The following is a 20,758-nucleotide window of genomic DNA, read 5'->3' as shown; positions in this document are numbered from 1 at the left end:
GGGGGGAGGAACGAGTCATGAGAGTCAGCGTTTTCGGGCTCGGCTACGTGGGCTGCGTGTCGGCCGCGTGCCTGGCCAGCATGGGTCACCAGGTCATCGGGGTGGACGTCAACCAGGTAAAGGTCGACCTGGTCAACGACGGCAAGGCCCCGGTGGTCGAGGAGCGGATCGGCGAGCTCATCGCCGACGTCGTGCGGAGCGGAGCGTTACGCGCCACCGGCGACGTCCGCGAGGCGATCATGGACAGCGAGGTGTCGCTCGTCTGCGTGGGCACGCCGTCGGAGCCCAACGGCAGCCTGTGCACCACGTACCTGGAGCGGGTCACCGAGCAGATCGGCGCCGCACTGGCCGAGCGGGGCGGGCGGCACACCGTCGTGTTCCGCAGCACCATGCTCCCGGGCACCTGCCTGAACCTGCTGGTACCGATCCTGGAGAAGTACGTCGGCGGCACGGCCGGGGTGGACATCGGGGTCGCGGTCAACCCGGAGTTCCTGCGCGAGGGCACGAGCGTGCGGGACTTCTTCGACCCGCCCAAGACCGTCGTCGGCGAGCTCGACCCGGCCAGCGGTGATGCGGTGACGGCGCTGTACGACGGCTTGCCCGGCGAGGTGTTCCGGGTGCCGATCCCGACGGCCGAGGCGATCAAATACGCGGACAACGCGTTCCACGGCCTCAAGATCGGCTTCGCCAACGAGCTGGGCGCGGTGTGCCAGGCGCTCGGGGTGGACTCGCACCAGGTGATGGACGTGTTCCTGGCCGACCGCAAGCTGAACATCAGCCCCGCCTACCTGCGGCCCGGCTTCGCCTTCGGTGGCTCCTGCCTGCCCAAGGATCTGCGCAGCCTGGTCCACGCGGCGCAGCGGGCCGACGTCTCGGTGCCCATCCTCTCCCACGTGCTGCCCTCCAACTCCGACCATCTGCAGCGCGCGGTGGACCTGGTCGAGCGCACCGGCAAGCGCCGGGTCGGCCTGTTCGGGTTGTCCTTCAAACCCGGCACCGACGACCTCCGTGAGAGCCCGCTCGTCGAACTGGCGGAGAGGCTCTTCGGCAAGGGTTACGACCTGCGGATCCACGATGCCAACGTGAGCCTCTCCCGGCTGATCGGCGCGAACCGCGAGTACATCGAGACCCGGCTGCCGCACCTCGCGCAGCTCCTCGCGGATTCCGTCGAGGAGGTGCTCGAGCACGCCGAGGTCTGCCTGGTCGGGACCAGGGATCCGGCCGTGCTGGCGGCGCTGCCCCATGGCGCCGACGGCCCGGTGATCGTCGACCTCATCCACCTTCCCGATGCCGAAGCGCGCCGGGCCGAACCGGGGTACGTGGGCCTTGCTTGGTGACACATCGTTGGGTGACAGAGCCGGCGGCGACCGGCCGAACCGGCGCGCGCTGATCCTGGTGGAGAACCTGTCGGTGCCGTTCGACCGGCGGGTGTGGCAGGAGTGCACGACGCTGCGCGACGCGGGCTGGGAGGTGCACGTCATCTGCCCCCGGGGGAGCAAGCGGGACACGGAGCCGGAGGTCGAGATCGACGGGGTGCGGATCCACCGCTATCCGTTGCGCGCGGCCACCGGAGGGCCGGCCGGCTACCTGCGGGAGTACGGAGCGGCGTTGTGGCACACGGTCCGGCTGGCCCGGAAGGTCGGCCCGGTCGACGTGGTCCACGCCTGCAACCCGCCCGACCTGCTGTTCCTGCCGGCACTGTGGCTGAAGCGACGCGGAGCGCGGTTCGTCTTCGACCAGCACGACCTGGTACCCGAGCTGTACCTCTCCCGGTTCGACCGCGGTGAGGATCTGCTCTACCGCGGCGTGTGCGCGCTGGAACGGCTGACCTACCGGGCCGCGGACGTCGTGCTCGCCACGAACGAGAGTTACCGTGACGTCGCGATGCGCCGTGGCGGCCGACGGCCGGAGGACGTCTTCGTGGTGCGCAGCGCGCCCCAGGTCGACAGGTTCCAACCGGTGCCGCCCGAACCGGAGTTGAAGCGCGGCAAGCCTCATCTGCTGTGCTACCTCGGCGTCATGGGCCCGCAGGACGGCGTCGACTACGCCTTGCGGGCCCTGGCGAAGCTGCGCGACGAACTCGGGCGGACCGACTGGCACGCGGTGTTCGTCGGCTCCGGCGACGCCTTCGACGCGATGGTGGAGCTGTCCGGGCGGCTCGGGCTCTCGGACCAGGTGGAGTTCACCGGGCGTATTCCGGACGCCGATCTGGTGCGCTACCTGTCCACCGCGGACGTGTGCCTCTCCCCCGACCCGCGCAATCCGCTCAACGACGTGTCGACCATGAACAAGGTCCTGGAGTACATGGCGATGGGCCGGCCGATCGTCTCGTTCGACCTCCGGGAGGCGCGGGTCTCCGCCGGTGACGCCGCCGTCTACGCGGCCGCCGACGACGAGGCCGAGTTCGCCGAGCTCATCGCGCTGCTGCTGGACGATCCGGAGAAGCGGGCCTGGATGGGCAAGATCGGCCAGGAGCGGATCAGCGGGCCGCTGTCCTGGCGGAACTCGCAAGCGTCGCTGCTCGCCGCCTACGCCGCCGCCTGCCGGGACCATGCCCCGGTGTCGGCGGGCGGGCCGGTCCGTACGGGGAAGAGGCCGCACCATTGAATGACGACACGATCCGCCTGGTCACGATCGGACGGATTCTCCGTCGGCGGTGGCGGCTACTCGCCGTCCTCGCCGTAGTGGGCGCGCTCTTCGGCTACGGCACCTCGGTGCTGCTGCTTCCGCCGCGGTACACGGCAGAGGCATCGGTACTGCTGCCGGGGCAGTGGGAGGAGCGCGAGCTGCTGACTCAGGCGGAGATCGCGACCAGTTCGGCGGTGGTCGACCGCGCGGCCGCCAGGCTCGCCTGGAAGGGCGTCGACGGCACCGAACTGCGGGATCGGGTGAGCGCCAAGGCGGACGACGGGAACATCATCAAGATCTCGGGTACGGCCGACACCCCGGAGCGCGCCCAGCGGCTCTCCGACCAGCTGGCCCAGCAGTTCGTCACCTTCGCCACCCGCGTCGCGGGCGGCAGCACCGACCCCGAGGCGGACACGGCGACAGAGACGCTGCGCAAGCAGGTGGCGGAGACCAACCGCCGCATCACCGACCTGGCCAACTCGGCGGATCCGGGGCAGACCGTGGAGGCCGTGCAGGCCCGCACCGAGCTCGAGGGTCTGCGCACCGGGCTGCAGGACGCCATGAAGAAGCTGGAGGAGGCCGATCCGGCGACCACCAAGGCCGGCATGGTCGTCATGGGGCCGGCGCCCCGGCCCACCGGCGCGGCGGCGCCGACGAGGATGCAGCTCATCGTCGCCGGGGCGCTGCTGTTCGTCCTGCTCGCGGTCATCGGCCATCTCGCCGCCGCACGGGTGAGCCGCCGGCTGCGCACCGAACCGGAGATCGCCGCGGCGCTCGGCTCCCCGTTCCTCGGCACCGTCGACGTGCCCGGTGAACAGGGCGGGCACCGGCCCGAAAGCCGTGGCTCACGGGCCCGGCTCCGCCGGCTCCTCGGCATCGACACCCGGTGGGACATACCTGCCCCGCAGAGATCCGGCGACGAGGCCGACAGGCGGATCCGCTACCGGCGGGTGTGCGCTCGCCTCCGGGACCGACTGCCCGCCCCCCGGCGGCTGCTGGTCGTCGTACCGGAAGGCGACGAGGTCGCCCGACTGGCCGCCGGACAGCTCGTCGCCGAGGCCACCGGTGATCCGCAGCTGCGGGTGGTGGAGGTCTCGGTGGACCGGCCGATCGTGCCGGACCGCGACACCGAGTCCGGTGCCCTGGCCGTCCTCAGCGCGGGCAGCTGGACCGCCGAGGAACTCGCAGGCATCGCCGAGGCGTGCGCGGACGGCGGGCACGAGGTCGTCGGCGTCGTCGTCGCCGGCACGGTCCGCACCCGCCCGGAGCGGACTGCCGACCGCCCTTCTGACGAGGCCACCCTGGCGCTCGCAGTTCCCGGCCATGCGACTGGAGGTTCAGCGTGACGACGAGCACGACTTCGGAGTCGTCGGCCGCCGCTCCGCTCCTCGACCTGCAGGCGCTGGTGGTCGCGGTCCGCAGACGCCGCCGCCTGTGGAGCGCCATGGCGCTGCTCGGACTGCTGATCGGCGCGGCTGTGGCGGTCCTGCTGCCGCCGGCACCGGCCGCCGTGACCAAGGTGCTGGTCGCGCATCAGGAGGACCAGCCGAACGACACCGGAACGCTGATCCGCACCGACGCCCAGCTGCTGGCGACCTCGCGGATCGCCGGCCAGGCCCTGCGGATCCTCGAGTCCCCGGAAAAACCGGAGGACCTCATGCGGGACTACCGGGGCACCGGACTGACCAACAACGTCCTCCAGATCGATGTGACAGGCAAGACCGACGCGGAAGCGGTGGCCCGGGCCAGGGCATTGGCCGAAGCGTTCGTCGCGGACCACGCCAAGCGCATCCAGGCCATCGCCGACGCCAACGCCAAGGGCCTGCTCGACCAGCGTGACCGCATGCGGGTGGAGCTCGCCGACGTCAACAAGGCGATCGGCGGCCGGTCGCCCGACACCGACCCGAAGGACGCGGCGAACCTCGAGTCGCTCTTCGCCCGGCGGGCCGAACTCACCTCACAGATCTCCGACTTCGGCCAACGTGCCGAGGAGGCGCGCGTCGGCGCGCCCCAGCTCGTCGCCGGCACACAGATCGTGGACGCCCCGCGCGCGGTGCGGCACTCCCTGCCCAAGGCCGCCGTCACCAACGCCGTGATCGGACTCGTCCTCGGGCTCTTCCTCGGGCTCGCGCTCGCCGCGGTCGGCGCGGTGGTGGCGGACCGCCCCGTGCTGCGCCGGGACATCGCGGCGAACGTCGGCGCCTCGGTCATCGCGGAACTGCCCCGCAGCTCGGGCAGGCTGTGGCAGCGCCGACGGACCCGGGTGGCACGCGAACGGCTCACCACGACCCTTGCCCGCACCGCGCGCGGCTCCGCGGAACCGCTGTCTCTGCTGGAACTGGGCTGCGCGCGCAGCACGAGCGTGATCGCCCTGGGCCTCGCCCGGGCGCTGGCGGAGGACGGGCCAGTGGTCGTCATCGACGGTCTCCCCCGCCCACAGCTCGCGGGCCGCCGCCCGAAGCCAGGAGACCCCACCGTGGTCAGCGGCGAACGCGCCGCGGCCGTCCCGCCTCAGGAGCAGCGGATAGGCGTCGGCTCGGTGGCGCCCGGCACGGCGTGGACCGACCTCCAGTACCTCGGCGCCCGGACCGTGCTCGTCGTGCGTGCCGGGCACGGCAGCGTCGCATGGCTGCACACAGTGGCGCGGCAACTCGCGGACCAGCGCATCCCGGTGATCGGTGTGGTGCTGATCGACCCCGATCGGCGCGACCGGACCGACGGCACGCTGTGGGACGGCCTGGCCAACGCGCTGCGCGGCCGGACCCAGCGGCCGACCTGGCAGAACGGTGGGGGGACCTCCCACGCCGTTCAGGCGGTGGGGGAAGGCCGGCGGCTCACCGAACGCCAGCCGATACGGGCCGCACGGGTCCCGGACAACGACCAGGAGGTGCGGTAGGACGTGTGTGGCATCGCAGGCACTTACCGATGGCCGGACGGAAAGGCGGTGACCGACCGGCTCACCGACACCCTCGCCCACCGCGGCCCGGACGGCTCGGGCCGCTACGGCCACCCCCTGGGTGACGGCGAGGTGCAGCTCGGGCACCGCAGGCTGGCCATCGTCGACCTGTCGGAGACCGGCGCCCAGCCGATGGTCTCGGACGGCCTCGCCCTGACGTACAACGGCGAGCTGTACAACGCGCCCGAGCTGCGTGCCGAGCTGGCGGCCACCGGGGTGCGCTTCCGCGGTACCTCCGACACCGAGGTACTCCTGGAGGCCTGGCGGCGCTGGGGCACGGACTGCCTGCCCCGACTGCGCGGCATGTTCGCGTTCGGGATCTTCGACGAGCGCACCGGTGACCTGGTGCTCGCCCGCGACCAGCTCGGCATCAAACCGCTGTTCCTGCTGCGGCGCGGCGAGGGCCTGATGTTCGCCTCCGAGCTCAAGGCGCTCGCCGCCGTGACCGGCAGGTCGCTGGAGGTGGACCACGCGGCGCTGGTGGCGTCCCTGCTCTACTACTGGGTGCCGGACTCGCGGTGCGCGTTCCGCGAGGCGGAGAAGCTCCCGCCGGGGAGCTGGCTGAGGTGCCGGCCCGACGGCCGGGTGGAGCGCGGCCAGTACTGGAACCTCCGGGACATCGCCGCCGAGGGCCGGGAGCGGGCCCGGGCCGGCGACCGGCCGGACCTGGCCGCCATCGTCGAGGAGTCGACCCGGCGCCACCTGCTCTCCGACGTACCCGTGGCGACCTTCCTCTCCGGCGGCCTCGACTCCAGCTACCTGACCGCGCTGGCGGCCCGCCACCAACCCGGGATCTCCGCCTACACGATCGGCTTCCGCGCCGAGGACGCCAAGTTCGAGGCGATGCCGGACGACCTGCGCTATGCCCGGCAGGTGGCCGAGCGGTTCGGCGTCGACCTGCACGAGATCGAGATCGCCCCGAACGTGCTCGACCTGCTGCCGCAGATGACGTACCACCTGGACGAGCCGATCGGCGATCCCGCCGCGATCAACACGTACCTGATCTGCATGGCCGCCCGCGAGGCCGGGGTCAAGGTGATGCTCTCGGGGATGGGTGCCGACGAGCTGTTCGCCGGGTACCGCAAGCACCTGGCCAACCTGCTCGCGCTGCGCTACCAGCGCGTCCCGCGGCCCCTGCGGCGCGGGGTGTCCGGGGTCGTGGACCGGCTGCCGGTCGCCACGTCCCGCCGGGGGTACCGGTCGGTGCGCTTCGCGAAGCGGTTCCTCTCCTTCGCCGATCTGCCCGAGGAGACCGCGTTCCGGCGCAGCTACACCATGTACGACCAGGACGAGCTGCTCGCCCTGCTCGATCCGGACCTGGCCGGGACGGTCGACGACGTGGTGACCGAACACGCGGACGTCTACCAGGACAACGACCTCGACGACTTCGTCAACCGCATGTGCCTCACCGACGCCCGGATGTTCCTGCCGGGCCTGAACCTCGCTTACACGGACCGGTCGAGCATGGCCGCCTCGACCGAGGTACGGGTGCCGTACGTGGACGTCGAAGTGGTGAAGGCGGCGTTCGCCGTGCCCGGTGATCGCAAGATCGTCGGACGGCAGGGCAAGGCCGTCCTCAAGGAGGCGGCCACCTCGGTCCTGCCCCGGGAGATCGTCTACCGGCCCAAGGGCCTGTTCAGCGCCCCGCTGCGCGCCTGGATGAGCCGGGACCTGGCACCGCTGGTGCGCGAGGTCGTCAACGACGGCGAGCTCGTCCGTTCCGGGCTCCTGCGCCGCGACGCGCTGGCGCGCATGGTCGCCGAGGACGCCGCCGGGCAGCGGGACTTCTCCAAGCATCTGTGGCACGTACTGACCCTCGAGTACTGGTATCGCGACGCGACCTCCGGGTCCGGCCAGAGCGCTCGGTTGACGGCTTAGGAATCAGGAGTTCGGGTGAAGCAGGTCGTACAGAACTACAAGAGCGGCGAGCTGGCGGTGCTCGACGTTCCGGTGCCGGGGTGCAAGCCGGGCGGTGTGCTGGTCCGCAGCGCCTTCTCGCTGATATCCACCGGTACCGAGCTCATGAAGGTCTCCGAGGCCGGCATGTCGATGCTGGGCAAGGCCCGCTCCCGGCCGGACCAGGTGGCCAAGGTCATGCAGAGCGTGGCCACCAACGGGGTGCCCGCCACCTACCGCAAGGTGATGGGCAAGCTGGACTCCTACACGCCGCTGGGCTACTCGCTGTGCGGGGTGGTCGAGCAGGTCGGCGCCGGGATCGACGATGTGAAGGTCGGCGACCTCGTGGCCTGCGCCGGCAACGAGCACGCGCTGCACGCCGAGCTGAACTGGGTGCCGAGGAACCTCTACGCGCCGGTCCCCGACGGCCTCGCGCCGCGGCACGCCGCCTTCGGCACCGTCGGGTCGATCGCGATGCAGGGCGTCCGCCAGGGCGAGCCGCAGCTCGGCGAGGTGGCGCTGGTCATCGGCCTCGGGCTGATCGGGCAACTGGTGGTGCAGCTCCTCGCCGCCGCGGGAGTCCGCGTGGTCGGAGCCGACCCCGACCCGGTGCGCTGCGAGCTCGCCGAGCGCCTGGGCGCCGCGGCCTGCGGCGATCCCGCGTCCGCGGCCGTCGAGGCCGCCGTCGCCGAACTCACCGGCGGTCACGGCGTGGACCAGGTGTACCTGGCTGCCGGCGGGGGCAGCAACCAGCCCGTCGAGCTGGCCGCCCGGCTCTGTCGGGACCGCGGCCGGGTCGTCGACATCGGCAAGTGCCGTCTGGACCTGCCGTGGAACGCGTACTACGAGAAGGAGCTCGACGTCCGCTTCTCGCGCTCGTACGGCCCCGGGCGCTACGACCCGGAGTACGAGCTCGAAGGGCGGGACTACCCGATCGGCTACGTGCGCTGGACCGAGCGCCGCAACCTGGCGTGCTTCCTCGACCTCGTCGCCCGCGGCAGCGTCGACGTGGAGCCCCTGGTCTCCCACATCGCCGACTTCGACGACGCGGTCGAGACGTACCAGCGCCTGAAGGACGGCGAGTTGAAGGCCGTGGCCGTGCTGTTCCGGTACCCCGAGCACGCGGGGGAGGCGGCGGAAGCGGGGGCCCCGGCGGTGACCGTGCCCGCGGTGAAGCGACCCGGCGGCGGAGTCTCCACGCCGGCCCGGGCCGCCAAGACGCCGGTGCGTCTCGCGTTCATCGGCGCGGGAAACTACGCGACGTCGATGCTGCTGCCGCACCTGGCGCAGCGCGAAGGCGTCGAGCTGTCGGCCGTCGTCACCACGACGGCGCTGTCGGCGGCCAACGCACAGCGGAAGTTCGGCTTCGCCCAGGCGACCACCGACCTCGACGCCGTGCTGGGCGACACGTCGATCGACGCGGTGTTCGTGGCCACCCGGCACAGCTCGCACGCCGAACTGACCCGGAAGGCACTCCTCACCGGCAAGACGGTGTTCGTGGAGAAGCCCCTGGCGCTCACCGAGGAGGAGCTGGCCGACGTACTCGCGGCGGTGGAGGAGTCCGGCAACGACCGGCTGCAGGTGGGCTTCAACCGCCGGTTCGCGCCGCTCCTCCAGGAGGCCAGGACACGGTTCGGCGCCCGGACCGGTCCGGCGAGCCTGCGCTACCTGGTCAACGCGGGCAAGCTGCAGCAGGGCAGTTGGTACCTCCAACAGGGCGCCGAGGGCTCGCGGTTCGCCGGCGAGGGCGGACACTTCATCGACACGGCGAGCTGGCTGCTCGAAGCCGACCCGGTCTCCGTGTACGCGACGGCCGCGCCCGGCAACGAGGACCTCCAGGTCGTCCTGCGCTACCCGGACGGCTCCACCGCCGCCATCACCTACGTCACCACCGGCGCGCCCGGCTTCCCCAAGGAGACGCTGGACCTCATCGCGGACGGCAAGGTGCTGCGGCTCGACGACTTCGTCCGTGCCTCGGTGTTTGCAGAAGGGGGGGCCGGCCGCAAGAAGTGGGTCAGTTCACGGCTGCCCAAGGCCCGGGACAAGGGCCAGAACGCCGAGCTGGCCGCGTTCATCAAGGCCGTGCGGACCGGCGGGCCGATGCCGGTGCCGCTGGAGTCGCTGGTCGCCACCACGGCGGCCACCCTCGCCGTGCAGACCGGCCTGGCCGGCGGCGCGCCGGTGACGTTGGCGAGGGCGCGATGACGGTGAACGCGGGGAGTCCGGGCTGGTACCTGCGGCGGTTGTCCCGGATGGGGCCGCGGGAGGTCGGCGGCCGGGTGGGCGACGCGGTGCGCAGACGGCGGTGGCGGTCGGCGCGGCCGGACTGCCCGAGCGTGACCGGCGCCCGGTTCACCGCGGTACTGCCCGCGGGGACGATCGCCGCGGTGCCACCGGACGCCGCGAAACGTCTCATCGCCGAGGCCGACCGGCTGATGGCCGGGCACGCCGAGTTCTTCGGGGTGGACCGCGACGACCTGACCGACCCGGACTGGTGGCTCGACCCGAAGACCGGGCGCCGGGCGCCGTGGGGCTACGCCTTCGACGTGCCGTACCGGGACGAGGACGCGGTCGGGGACATCAAGCAGATCTGGGAGCCGTCCCGGCACCAGTACCTCACCGTCCTCGCCGGCGCCTACGCGATCACCGGGGACGAGCGGTACGCCGAGCGAGTGGCCGAGCACCTGCGGTCGTGGTGGGCGGCCAACGCGCCGCTGCGCGGAGTGCACTGGACCAGCGGCATCGAGCTGGGGATCCGGCTGCTGTCCTGGGTGTGGATCCGCCGGCTGCTCGACGGCTGGCCGGGCGTGGCCGATCTGTTCGAGGACAACCCGGTGGCGCTGAACCAGATCTGGCACCACCAGCGCTGGCTGGCCGCCTTCCCCAGCCGGGGGTCCTCGGCGAACAACCACGTCATCGCCGAGGCCGCCGGGCAGTTCGCCGCAGCCTGCGCGTTCGGGTGGTTTCCCTCCTCGACGCGCCTGCGCACCGACGCGCTGCGGTCGCTGGAGCGGCAGCTGCGAAGCAACACCTTCGACTCCGGCCTCAACCGCGAGCTGGCGACCGAGTATCACGGACTGGTGCTGGAGCTCGGCCTGGCCGCGGTGGCCGAGGCGGACGCCGCCGGTGTGCCGGTCCCCGAGTCGATCCGGCTGACGCTGCTGCGGATGACCGACGCGCTCGCGGCCATCGTCGACAACCGGTTACGGCCGCCCCGGCAGGGGGACGCGGACGACGGGCACGGCCTGGTCGTCGACGGCGCGGGCACCGACCGCTGGGCCTCGCTGCTGGCCACCGGGGACGCCGTGTTCGGACGGCTCGACTGGTGGCCGACGGTGACCGGCACCGATGTGCGCACCCCGCTGCTGGCCGCGCTCATCCGGCCGTACCCGAAGGACGGAACAGCACCGGCCGTGACCCGCCCGGCAAGCCGACCGGGCCACTTCGCCGACGCGGGGATGACCATCCTGCGTGGCCCGGGAGAGATCTGGTGCCGCTGCGACGGTGGTCCGCACGGCTTCCTGTCCATCGCCGCGCATGCTCACGCGGACGCGCTGTCCGTGGAGGTCCGGCACGACGGCGTCGACGTGCTCGCCGACCCGGGGACGTTCTGCTACCACGGGCAGCCCGAGTGGCGGCAGTACTTCCGGTCGACCCTCGGCCACAACACCCTGCGGCTGGACGGCGGTGACCAGTCCGTCTCCGGCGGCCCGTTCCTGTGGACCCGGCATGCCCGCAGCCGCGTCCTGGTCGCGGACCCCGCCGGCGTCGCCGAAGGGGGGACGGCCCGCTGGTGTGCCGAACACGACGGCTATCAGGGCTCCGTGCACCGCCGCCGGGTGGAACTGACGGCCGCGAGCCGGGAGCTGCGGGTGGTCGACGAGGTGCGCGGCCCGCGCCGGACCGTGCACCTGGCGTTCCACCTCGGCCCGGCGATCGCCGCGGACCTGGCGGACAACCGGGCGGTGCTCACCTGGACCCGGGACGGCGTGGATCGCTCCGCGGTGCTCGACCTGCCCGGGGAGCTGTCCTGGCGGGCGCATCGCGGCGAGAGCGACCCGCCGTTGGGCTGGTACTCCGCCGGCTTCGGGCGCAAGGAACCCACCACCACGCTGGTCGGCACCGGTTTCGCCGACGGCGCCGAGGGGTTCACCACCGTCCTCAGGTTCCGCGGCTAGGGGGACGCGTGGGGATCAAGAGTCGGCACTGGGCGTTGGCGGCGGCACCGCTGACGCTGGCCCTGCTGACGGCCACCGGCTGCGACAGCACGTCGAGCGCCCCGGCCGCGACGAAGCCGACCGCCGCGCCGTCCACGGCCACGTCCGCCGCCCGGTCCGTGGCCCGGGTGTGCGCCAACCCCGCCGCCGGACCGGCGAAGGCGCCGGCGGGCGCGGTGACCGTGGACCCCGCGGTGGTGGGCGATCTGGCGGCGAAGACCAAGAGCAGCCCTCCGAACACCACGTTCTGGCTCCGGCCGGGCACGCACCGACTTGAGCGGGACCGCTACGCCCAGGTCATCCCCAAGAAGGGGGACCGCTACCTCGGCGCGCCGGGCGCGGTGCTCGACGGCAGGAAGGTCAACCAGTACGCCTTCACCGGCAACGCCGCCGATGTCACCATCCGCTATCTGACCGTGCGGGGCTTTGTCGCGCCGCAGGACGAGGGCGTCGTCAACCATGACTCGGCCGACGGGTGGGTGATCGAACACACGACGATCAAGGACAACTCCGGCGCCGGGCTGATGGCCGGCGCCCGTCAGCAGGTCCGTGCCGACTGCCTGCGCGACAACGGCCAGTACGGCATGAACGCGTACAAGGCCAACGGCCCCATCACCGGCCTGGTGGTCGAGGGCAACGAGATCGTGGGCAACAACACCGGCGACTGGGAGCGGCGGCACAAGGGCTGCGGCTGCACCGGAGGCATCAAGTTCTGGGCCGTCAACGGCGCCGACGTACGCGGCAACTGGGTGCACGACAACCGCGGAACCGGGTTGTGGGCGGACACCAACAACAACGACTTCCGCATCGAGAACAACGTGATCGAGGACAACGACGGTGCCGCACTGATCTACGAGATCAGCTACAACGCGGTCATCCGGGACAACATGATCCGGCGGAACAACTGGGTCGAGGGCCGAAAGGGAGCCGACAGCGGCGACACCTTTCCGTTCGCGACCGTCTACCTGTCCGAGTCCGGCGGCGAACCACGGATCCGAGCCCGCACCGACAAGATCGAGATCTACGGGAACGTGCTGGAGAACAACTGGTCCGGGATCACCCTGTGGGAGAACGCCGACCGGTTCTGCAACAGCCCGGCCAACACCTCGTCCGGTGACTGCACCCTGCTGGTGAAGAAGACCGGCAGCTGCGTGAGACCGGCGATCGCCAAGGCACCGCTGTACTCCGACTGTCGGTGGAAGACCCAGCGGGTGGACATCCACGACAACCGCTTCGTGCTCGACGAGTCCGTAGTCAAGTGCACGGAGATGTGCGACCGCATGGCGGTGCTGTCCAATTACGGGACCTATCCGGACTGGTCGCCCTACCACGGCGAAGGGGTGGCCGACGCCATCACCGAGGATCAGCACAACCGCTGGCACGACAACGTCTACGTCGGGCCGTGGAAGTTCGTCGCCGAGGACCAGAGCCGGGTGCTCGACTTCGGACAGTGGCAGGGGACGCCGTACCAGCAGGACAAGGGCAGCACCCTCGGCCTCCAGGCTGGTGGTTGAGATGGGTGAGAAACTGACACGCGGACCGGACACGGCGGGGACACTGCCCGGCGCCGATCCGCGCCCCGCCGGCACACCGAGGATCGTCGGGATCGTCTGGGGGCTGCTGGTCCTCAACACGCTCGGTTCCGCCGGGGCGAAGACCATCGTCCCGCTGCCCCGCTCCCTCATCCAGATGGTCACCATGGGCTCGCTGGTCGCCGCGTTCGCGCTGGCGCTCGCGGTCAACCAGCGGCTGCGCATCCGGTCCAGCGCCTACGTGCTGCTGCTGAGCCTGCTGCTGGTGTCGAGCGTGATCTCCAGCGCGAGCCTGGAGTCCGGGATGGGCGCGCTGTTCCGCTGCTTCCGGCTGACTCTCTTCGTCGGCACACTGTGGCTGCTCAGCCGCTGGTGGGACGGCAGCCTGACGTTCGTCCGCCACCACATCCGGGCGTACTTCGCGGTGCTCGGATCGGTGGCCGTCGGCCTGCTCGTCTCACCGGGCAAGGCCCTGCCCGACCTGTACGGCGGGCGCCTGGTCGGTGCGCTGTGGCCACTCACCCCGCCGCAGATCGGGCAGTACGCGGCGGTGATCACCGGGCTCACGGTGCTGCTCGTCATCGGCAAGCGGACCGACCGGACCAGCGCGGTGCTGGTCATCGTGCCGTCGTTGGTGCTGCTCGCGCTGACCCACACCCGGACGGCGACGCTCGGCCTGCTTCTCGGGCTGTCGCTGGCGATCGGCTCGCTCGTCCTGACCAGCGCCGCGGCCCGCCGGTTCTTCACCTGGGCGGTGCTCTGCTCCGTGGTGGCCGCGGTGGGCTTCGCCTCCGCGCTGCAGACGTGGTTCCTGCGCGGACAGAGCCAGGAGAACTTCTCCAGTCTCACCGGACGGGCCAAGGTCTGGAACGCCCTGCTGGCCGCGCCCCGGTCGACCTCGGAGAAGCTGTTCGGCCTGGGCCTGGGCGACAAGTCGTACGGCGGACTGCCGATCGACAACAGCTGGCTGGCCGTCTACAACGAGCAGGGTCTGATCGGCGTCATCCTCGTCGCGGTGATCATCATCGTGCTGGGCGGCGTCGCGCTGCTGCGGCCACCGTCGCTGCAGAGGGCCTGCGCGATCTTCCTGATCAGCTACTGCGCGATCGCGTCGTACACCGAGGCCGGGCTCGGCGACGCCTCGCCGTATCTGCTGCATCTGGCCCTGGCCGCCGCACTGCTGGCGGCACCCGCCACGGCCACTCCGCTGCCGACGCCCACAGTCCCTCGACGAGGCATCCCGCGATGGGCCCAGAGATCGGAGGTGACCTGACCGTGCACGTCCTCGTGGTGCACAACCGCTACGCCTCGGCGCAGCCGAGCGGGGAGAACAAGGTCGTCGACCAGGAGGTGGCGCTGCTGCGCGAAGCCGGCCACCGGGTCGACGTGTTCGAGCGGCGCAGCGACGACATCGCCGCCCGGTCCCTGCCGGGCAAGGTCGCGGTACCGCTCCTGGTGCCGTGGAACCCGGCGGTGCGCGCGGAGCTCGCCGCCCGGCTGCGCGCCGAGCGGCCGGACGTGGTGCACGTCCACAACGTCTTCCCGCTGCTGTCGCCGGCGGTGCTGGCCGCCTGCGCCGACGCCGGCGTGCCCGCCGTCGCCACGCTGCACAACTACACCCAGGTCTGCCCGCCCGGCACGCTGCAGCGGGACGGCCGGCCGTGCACCGAGTGCGTCGGGACCGCACCGCTGCCCGCCGTCCGGCACGGCTGCTACCGCGGCTCCCGGCTGGCGACGGTGCCGCTCGCGGTCAGCCTGTCGGTCAACCGGCGGCGGTGGTGGTCCGGCGTGGAGCGGTTCTTCTGCATCTCCGGGGCGCAGCGCGACGTCCTGGAACGGGCCGGCATGCCGGCCGAGCGGCTGGCGGTGAAGCACAACTTCGTGCCGGAGCCCGACATTCGCCGGGAGGGCGGAGGCGAGCAGCTGCTCTACCTCGGCCGGCTCGCCGAGGCCAAGGGTGTACGGCTGCTGATGGCCGCGTGGGACGAGGTCGCGGCGAGCGGAGGTGTGGGCGTCCCGCTGGTGATCGCCGGCACCGGGCCGCTGGAGAAGGAGGTCACCGCCTGGGCGGCCGGCCGGGACGACGTGCGCTACGTCGGCCTGCTGGACCCGGCGGAGTGCCGGAAGGCCATCGCGCGGTCCGTCGCCGTGGTCGCGCCCTCGACCTGGCTGGAGGCGTTCGGCCTGGTGGTCGTGGAGGCGATGGCGGCCGGGGTGCCGACCGTCGCCGCCGGTCACGGCGCCTTCGTCGAACTCGTCGAGGACGGCGTCACCGGGCTGCTGCACCGGCCGGGCGAGGCCGCCTCGCTCGCGTCCGGCATCCGCCGGATCGCGGCGGACCCGGACCGCAACCGGGAGATGGGCCGGGCGGCCCGGCACCGTTACGAGCAGGGATTCAGCCCGGCCGTCGGCCTGGAGCGCCTGCTGGAGGAGTACCGCACCGCGATCGCGGGTCGGTCAGCACTGACTCGCGGTGGGGACACCCACCGCGAGCAGGGGGGATGGGGACAGTAGATGACACGATGCCGACTCTGCGGCTCGGCGACGCTGGCGAGCGTCGTCGATCTGGGGGCGACCCCGCCGTGCGAGAGCTTTCTCGCCACGGAGCAACTGGACCGGCCGGAGCCGGCGTACCCGCTGCACCTGCGGGTCTGCACCGAGTGCTGGCTCGCGCAGATCCCACCGCTGATCACGCCGGAGGAGACGTTCAAGGAGTACGCGTACTTCTCCTCCTACTCGACCTCCTGGGTGGAGCACGCGCGCACGTTCGTCGCCGACGCCGCTGAGCGGTTGGGTCTCGGCACCGACGCCTTCGTGGTCGAGGTCGCGAGCAACGACGGGTACCTGCTCAGGCATGTGGTGGACCGCGGGATCCGCTGCCACGGCATCGAGCCGTCGGTGAACGTCGGCGCCGCCGCGCGGGACGCGGGTGTGCCCACGCTCACGGAGTTCCTCGACCCGGACACCGGCGCGGCCGTCCGCGCCGAGCACGGCCCGGCGGACCTGGTCGTGGCCAACAACGTGTACGCGCACATCCCCGACGTCGTCGGGTTCACCCGGGGACTGCGCGCCCTGGTCGCCGACGACGGCTGGGTCTCCATCGAGGTGCAGCACCTGCTGACCCTGATCGAGGAGAACCAGTACGACACGATCTACCACGAGCACTTCCAGTACTACACGGTCGCCTCCGCGACCCGGGCGCTGGCGAGCGGCGGACTCACGCTCGTGGACGTCGAGTTGCTGCCCACGCACGGCGGCTCCATCCGGCTGTGGGCCCGGCCGGCCGAGGTGGCCGGTGAGCCGTCCCGGCGGGTGACCGACGTGCTGGACCGGGAGAAGGCCGCCGGGCTGCGGGAGCTGTCCGGGTACACCGAGTTCTCCGCCCGGGTGGCCAAGGTGCGCCGGGACCTGCTGCGGTTCCTCATCGAGGCGGCCGAGCGCGGCGAGACGGTCGTCGGCTACGGCGCCCCCGGCAAGGGCAACACCCTGCTCAACCACTGCGGCATCCGGCCCGACCTGCTCCCGTACACGGTCGACCGCAACCCCTACAAGCACGGCAGGTTCACCCCGGGCACCCGCATCCCGATCCTGCCGCCCGAGCGGATAGCCGCCGACAAACCGGACTACGTGCTCGTCCTCCCGTGGAACCTGCGGGCCGAACTGGTCGAGCAGCTGTCCTTCGTGCACGACTGGGGCGGCCGACTGGTCTTCCCCATCCCGGAACTGAGCATTGTCGAGGTCAAGCGATGAAGGTCGTTCTGTTCTGCGGCGGTTACGGGATGCGGATGCGCAACGGCGCCTCCGACGACGTGCCCAAGCCGATGGCGATGGTCGGCCCGCGGCCGCTGATCTGGCACGTCATGCGCTACTACGCGCACTTCGGGCACACGGAGTTCATCCTGTGCCTCGGGTACGGGGCTCACCACATCAAGGACTTCTTCCTCAGCTACGAGGAGACGACGTCCAACGACTTCGTGCTGCGGGGCGGACGGACCGAGCTGCTGTCCACCGACATCTCGGACTGGACGATCACGTTCGTGCAGACCGGCATCGAGTCGCCGATCGGGGAGCGGCTGCGCCGGGTGCGCCACCACCTGGACGGCGACGAGATGTTCCTCGCCAACTACGCCGACGTCCTCACCGACGCCCCGCTGCCGGAGATGATCGACCGGTTCGCCCGGCGCGACGCCGGTGCCTCGATGATGGTGGTGCCGCCGCAGTCGTCGTTCCACTGCGTGGAGTTGGGCGAGGACGGCCTGGTGGGGGGCATCACCGCGGTGAGCGAACTGCCGCTGTGGGAGAACGGCGGCTACTTCGTGCTCCGCCAGGAGATCTTCGACCACATCCCGGAGAACGGGGACCTGGTCGCCGACGGATGCGCCCAACTGGCCAAGCGAGGACGGTTGGTGGCGCACCAGCACCGCGGTTTCTGGAAACCGACCGACACCGTGAAGGAGCGCGCCGCGCTCGACGACGCCTATGCCCGGGGCGAGCGCCCCTGGGCCGTGTGGGAACGGGACGGCGGCGCGCTGGCGAGCGCGGCCGGCGGCCGAAACGGCTCCGGGGCAAACGCGTGATCCGACTCGGGGCCGGGCGCCCCTTGGACCGGATCGTCGCGGTGGGCGCGCACTGCGACGACATCGCCATCGGCGCCGGCGGCACGCTGCTGACGCTGTGCCTCGCGCGGCCGGGCATCCGCGTCGACGTGCTGGTGCTCTCCGGCGGTGGCAGCGAGCGGGAGCAGGAGGAGCAGGCCGCGCTCGCCGCCTTCTGCCCCGGCGCCGACCTGCGGCTGACGGTGCACAAGCTGCCGGACGGCCGGATGCCCGCGCACTGGGAGGAGGCCAAGGCCGCGGTCGAGGAGCTGCGCGCGCGGACCGAGCCGGATCTCGTGCTGGCCCCGCGTACCGACGACGCGCACCAGGATCACCGCGGCCTGGCGAAGCTGATGACCACCGCGTACCGCGACCACCTCGTGCTCGGCTACGAGATCGTCAAGTGGGACGGCGATCTCGGCCGTCCGGCGGCGTACCAGCCGCTCTCGCCGGAGATCGCCGAACAGAAGGTGCGGCTGCTGCAGGAGCACTACCCCTCGCAGCGGCACCGGCCCTGGTACGACCGGGAGGCCTTCCTCGGCCTCGCCCGGATCCGCGGGATCGAATGCCACGCGCGCTACGCCGAGGCGTTCGCCGTCACCAAACTCACTCTCGACCTGGGGGAATGAACCTTGCGCGTACTGCTGACCGGACACCAGGGCTATCTGGGCACCGTGATGGCCCCGGTGCTCACGGCCGCCGGGCACGAGGTCGTCGGGCTGGACTCCGGCCTGTTCGCCGACTGCGTGCTCGGCCCGCCGCCCGCGGACCCGCAGGGGCATCGGGTCGACCTGCGCGACGTCACGGCCGAACACGTGGCCGGGGTGGACGCCGTGATCCACCTGGCCGCGCTGTCCAACGACCCGCTGGGCGCGCTGGCGCCGGATCTCACCTACGACATCAACCACCACGCGTCCGTGCGGCTGGCCCGGCTGGCCCGCGACGCCGGAGTGCGGCGCTTCCTGTACGCGTCGACCTGCTCCGTCTACGGCGCCGCCGGCGGCGACGACCTGGTGGCCGAGGACGCCCCGCTGCGCCCGGTGACGCCGTACGCGGAGTCGAAGGTGCGGGTGGAGGACGACCTGCACGCGCTCTCCGACGGCGACTTCAGCCCGGTGTTCCTGCGCAACGCCACCGCCTTCGGCTACTCCCCCAGGCTGCGCGCCGACATCGTGCTGAACAACCTGGTGGGCCACGCACTTCTGTCCGGCGAGGTCCTGGTGCTCTCCGACGGCACCCCCTGGCGCCCGCTGGTGCACGCCGCCGACATCGCACGGGCCTTCGCGGCCGCGCTGACCGCGCCGCGGGAAGCGGTGCACGACCGGGCGTTCAACATCGGCAGCGAGATCAACAACGTCACGGTCGCCGAGATCGCCGAGCAGGTCGCCGAGGCGGTGTCCGGCTCGAAGGTGGTGATCACCGGGGAGAACGGCGCCGATCCGCGGTCGTACCGGGTGGACTTCTCCCGGTTCCGCGCCGCGGTGCCCGGCTTCGACTGCGAGTGGACGGTGAAGCGGGGCGCGCTCGAACTCGCCGACGCCTACCGGGAACACGGGCTGACCCGGGAGGACTTCGAACGACGCTTCACCCGGCTGGCCGTGCTGCGCGCGGGGCGCGACGCCGGCGCCGTCGACGACACCCTGCGGTGGCGCCGATGACCGCGGCCGGCGAAGAGATGCACGCACTGGTGGAGCGGCTGTACCCGCTGTGCCGGAGCATCACCGGCGACGGGGTGCGCGCCACCCTGGAGATCGTCGGCGAGTACCTGCCGCTCCAGGTGCACGAGGTGCCGACCGGGACGCAGGTGCTCGACTGGACGGTGCCGCAGGAGTGGAACATCCGGGACGCGTACATCGCCGACGCCACCGGCCGCCGGGTCGTCGACTTCGCCGCGTCCAGCCTGCACGTGCTCGGCTACAGCGTGCCGGTGTCGGCGACCATGCCGCTGACCGAGCTCCGCGCGCACCTGCACACCCTGCCGGACCACCCGGCCTGGGTGCCGTACCGCACCAGCTACTACCAGCCGGAATGGGGGTTCTGCCTGGCCCAGGACACCTTGGACGCGCTGCCGGACGGCGAGTACGAGGTGTGCGTCGACTCCACGCTCGCCGACGGCCACCTCACCTACGCCGAGCACGTGGTCCCGGGGCAGGTCGCCGACGAGGTGATCGTCTCCTGCCACACCTGCCACCCGTCGCTGGCCAACGACAACCTGGCCGGCATCGCGGTGGCGACGTTCCTGGCCCGAACGCTGGCGGAGCGGACGCCGTACTACACCTACCGGTTCCTCTTCGCGCCCGGCACCATCGGGGCGATCACCTGGCTGGCCCGCAACGCCGAGCGGGTGGACCGGGTCAAGCACGGCCTGGTGCTGGCCTGCGCCGGCGACCCGGGCCGGCTGACGTACAAGCAGAGCAGGCGCGGCGACGCGGAGATCGACCGGGTGCTGCGCCATGTGCTGGCCGCCTCCGAACGCCCGCACCACATCACCGAGTTCACTCCGTACGGCTACGACGAGCGGCAGTTCTGCTCGCCCGGGTTCGATCTCGGCGTGGGCTCGCTCAGCCGGACCCCGTACGCCGGCTACCCCGAGTACCACACCTCGGCGGACAATCCGGACTTCGTCTCCCCGGAGGCGATGGCGGACACCCTCGCCCTGTGCGGTGAGGCGTTCGCCGTGCTCGACCGCAACCGGCGGTACGTCAACCTCAGTCCCTACGGCGAACCGCAGCTGGGCCGCCGGGGGTTGTACGACTCGCTCGGCGGCCGCAGCGACGCCAAGCAGGCCCAGATGGCCATGCTCTGGGTGCTCAGCCTCTCCGACGGCGAGCACAGTCTGCTGGACGTCGCCGAGCGGTCCGGGCTGCCGTTCGACACCGTCGCCGCCGCCGCCGACGCCCTGCGAGGCGCCGAGCTGATCAAGGCATGACGCGG

14 protein-coding genes and 1 pseudogene are annotated in these 20,758 nt (G+C 71.8%); all 15 read left to right on the top strand.

All coding sequences use genetic code 11. From position 1 onward, the window contains the following. Positions 1–17 precede the first annotated feature (17 nt). The 15 genes and pseudogenes from ACIRPU_RS06165 to ACIRPU_RS06095 all read left to right on the top strand — a co-directional run bounded on the left by ACIRPU_RS06165 (position 18) and on the right by ACIRPU_RS06095 (position 20,753). Positions 18–1,337, top strand: coding sequence for a nucleotide sugar dehydrogenase (locus ACIRPU_RS06165; protein ID WP_403862340.1), 1,320 nt, complete (start codon positions 18–20; stop codon positions 1,335–1,337). Next, a complete protein-coding gene (locus ACIRPU_RS06160) occupies positions 1,327–2,607 on the top strand; it encodes a glycosyltransferase family 4 protein (protein ID WP_403862337.1) in 1,281 nt (426 codons plus the stop codon). The genes ACIRPU_RS06165 and ACIRPU_RS06160 overlap by 11 nt, the downstream gene beginning before the upstream one ends. Continuing rightward, positions 2,604–3,974: a Wzz/FepE/Etk N-terminal domain-containing protein gene (locus tag ACIRPU_RS06155; protein ID WP_403862334.1), complete on the top strand. Its 1,371-nt coding sequence runs from the start codon at positions 2,604–2,606 to the stop codon at positions 3,972–3,974. The genes ACIRPU_RS06160 and ACIRPU_RS06155 overlap by 4 nt, the downstream gene beginning before the upstream one ends. Then, complete coding sequence (locus ACIRPU_RS06150; RefSeq protein ID WP_403862331.1) at positions 3,971–5,524, top strand: Wzz/FepE/Etk N-terminal domain-containing protein; 1,554 nt, start codon at positions 3,971–3,973, stop codon at positions 5,522–5,524. Before ACIRPU_RS06155 ends, ACIRPU_RS06150 begins: the two co-directional genes overlap by 4 nt. 3 nt (positions 5,525–5,527) lie before the next feature. Then, a complete protein-coding gene (asnB, locus tag ACIRPU_RS06145) occupies positions 5,528–7,462 on the top strand; it encodes an asparagine synthase (glutamine-hydrolyzing) (RefSeq protein ID WP_403862328.1) in 1,935 nt (644 codons plus the stop codon). A 15-nt stretch (positions 7,463–7,477) separates the two neighbouring features. Further along, complete coding sequence (locus tag ACIRPU_RS06140; RefSeq protein ID WP_403862325.1) at positions 7,478–9,685, top strand: bi-domain-containing oxidoreductase; 2,208 nt, start codon at positions 7,478–7,480, stop codon at positions 9,683–9,685. Further along, a complete protein-coding gene (locus ACIRPU_RS06135) occupies positions 9,682–11,658 on the top strand; it encodes an alginate lyase family protein (RefSeq protein WP_403862322.1) in 1,977 nt (658 codons plus the stop codon). Before ACIRPU_RS06140 ends, ACIRPU_RS06135 begins: the two co-directional genes overlap by 4 nt. A gap of 8 nt (positions 11,659–11,666) precedes the next feature. Continuing rightward, positions 11,667–13,211, top strand: coding sequence for a right-handed parallel beta-helix repeat-containing protein (locus ACIRPU_RS06130; protein ID WP_403862319.1), 1,545 nt, complete (start codon positions 11,667–11,669; stop codon positions 13,209–13,211). Between the two features lies 1 nt (position 13,212). Continuing rightward, a complete protein-coding gene (locus tag ACIRPU_RS06125; RefSeq protein WP_403862316.1) occupies positions 13,213–14,502 on the top strand; it encodes an O-antigen ligase domain-containing protein in 1,290 nt (429 codons plus the stop codon). 2 nt (positions 14,503–14,504) lie between these two features. Continuing rightward, positions 14,505–15,747, top strand: a pseudogene (locus tag ACIRPU_RS06120) (glycosyltransferase family 4 protein). Further along, a complete protein-coding gene (locus ACIRPU_RS06115) occupies positions 15,744–16,979 on the top strand; it encodes a class I SAM-dependent methyltransferase (RefSeq protein ID WP_403862313.1) in 1,236 nt (411 codons plus the stop codon). The pseudogene ACIRPU_RS06120 and the gene ACIRPU_RS06115 overlap by 4 nt, the downstream one beginning before the upstream one ends. Beyond that, entirely contained in the window at positions 16,976–17,806 is an 831-nt protein-coding gene (locus tag ACIRPU_RS06110; RefSeq protein ID WP_403862310.1) for a glucose-1-phosphate cytidylyltransferase, read from the top strand. The genes ACIRPU_RS06115 and ACIRPU_RS06110 overlap by 4 nt, the downstream gene beginning before the upstream one ends. Continuing rightward, positions 17,803–18,453, top strand: coding sequence for a PIG-L deacetylase family protein (locus ACIRPU_RS06105; protein WP_403862307.1), 651 nt, complete (start codon positions 17,803–17,805; stop codon positions 18,451–18,453). Before ACIRPU_RS06110 ends, ACIRPU_RS06105 begins: the two co-directional genes overlap by 4 nt. A 3-nt stretch (positions 18,454–18,456) precedes the next feature. After that, a complete protein-coding gene (locus ACIRPU_RS06100; RefSeq protein ID WP_403862304.1) occupies positions 18,457–19,482 on the top strand; it encodes an NAD-dependent epimerase/dehydratase family protein in 1,026 nt (341 codons plus the stop codon). Continuing rightward, positions 19,470–20,753, top strand: a complete 1,284-nt coding sequence (locus ACIRPU_RS06095; RefSeq protein WP_403862301.1) for a DUF4910 domain-containing protein — start codon at positions 19,470–19,472, stop codon at positions 20,751–20,753. The genes ACIRPU_RS06100 and ACIRPU_RS06095 overlap by 13 nt, the downstream gene beginning before the upstream one ends. Positions 20,754–20,758 lie beyond the last annotated feature (5 nt).

Source organism: Streptomyces sp. NPDC102259 (assembly GCF_044766465.1).
Classification (GTDB): domain Bacteria; phylum Actinomycetota; class Actinomycetes; order Streptomycetales; family Streptomycetaceae; genus Streptomyces.
This window is presented reverse-complemented; position numbering and strand designations above follow the sequence as displayed.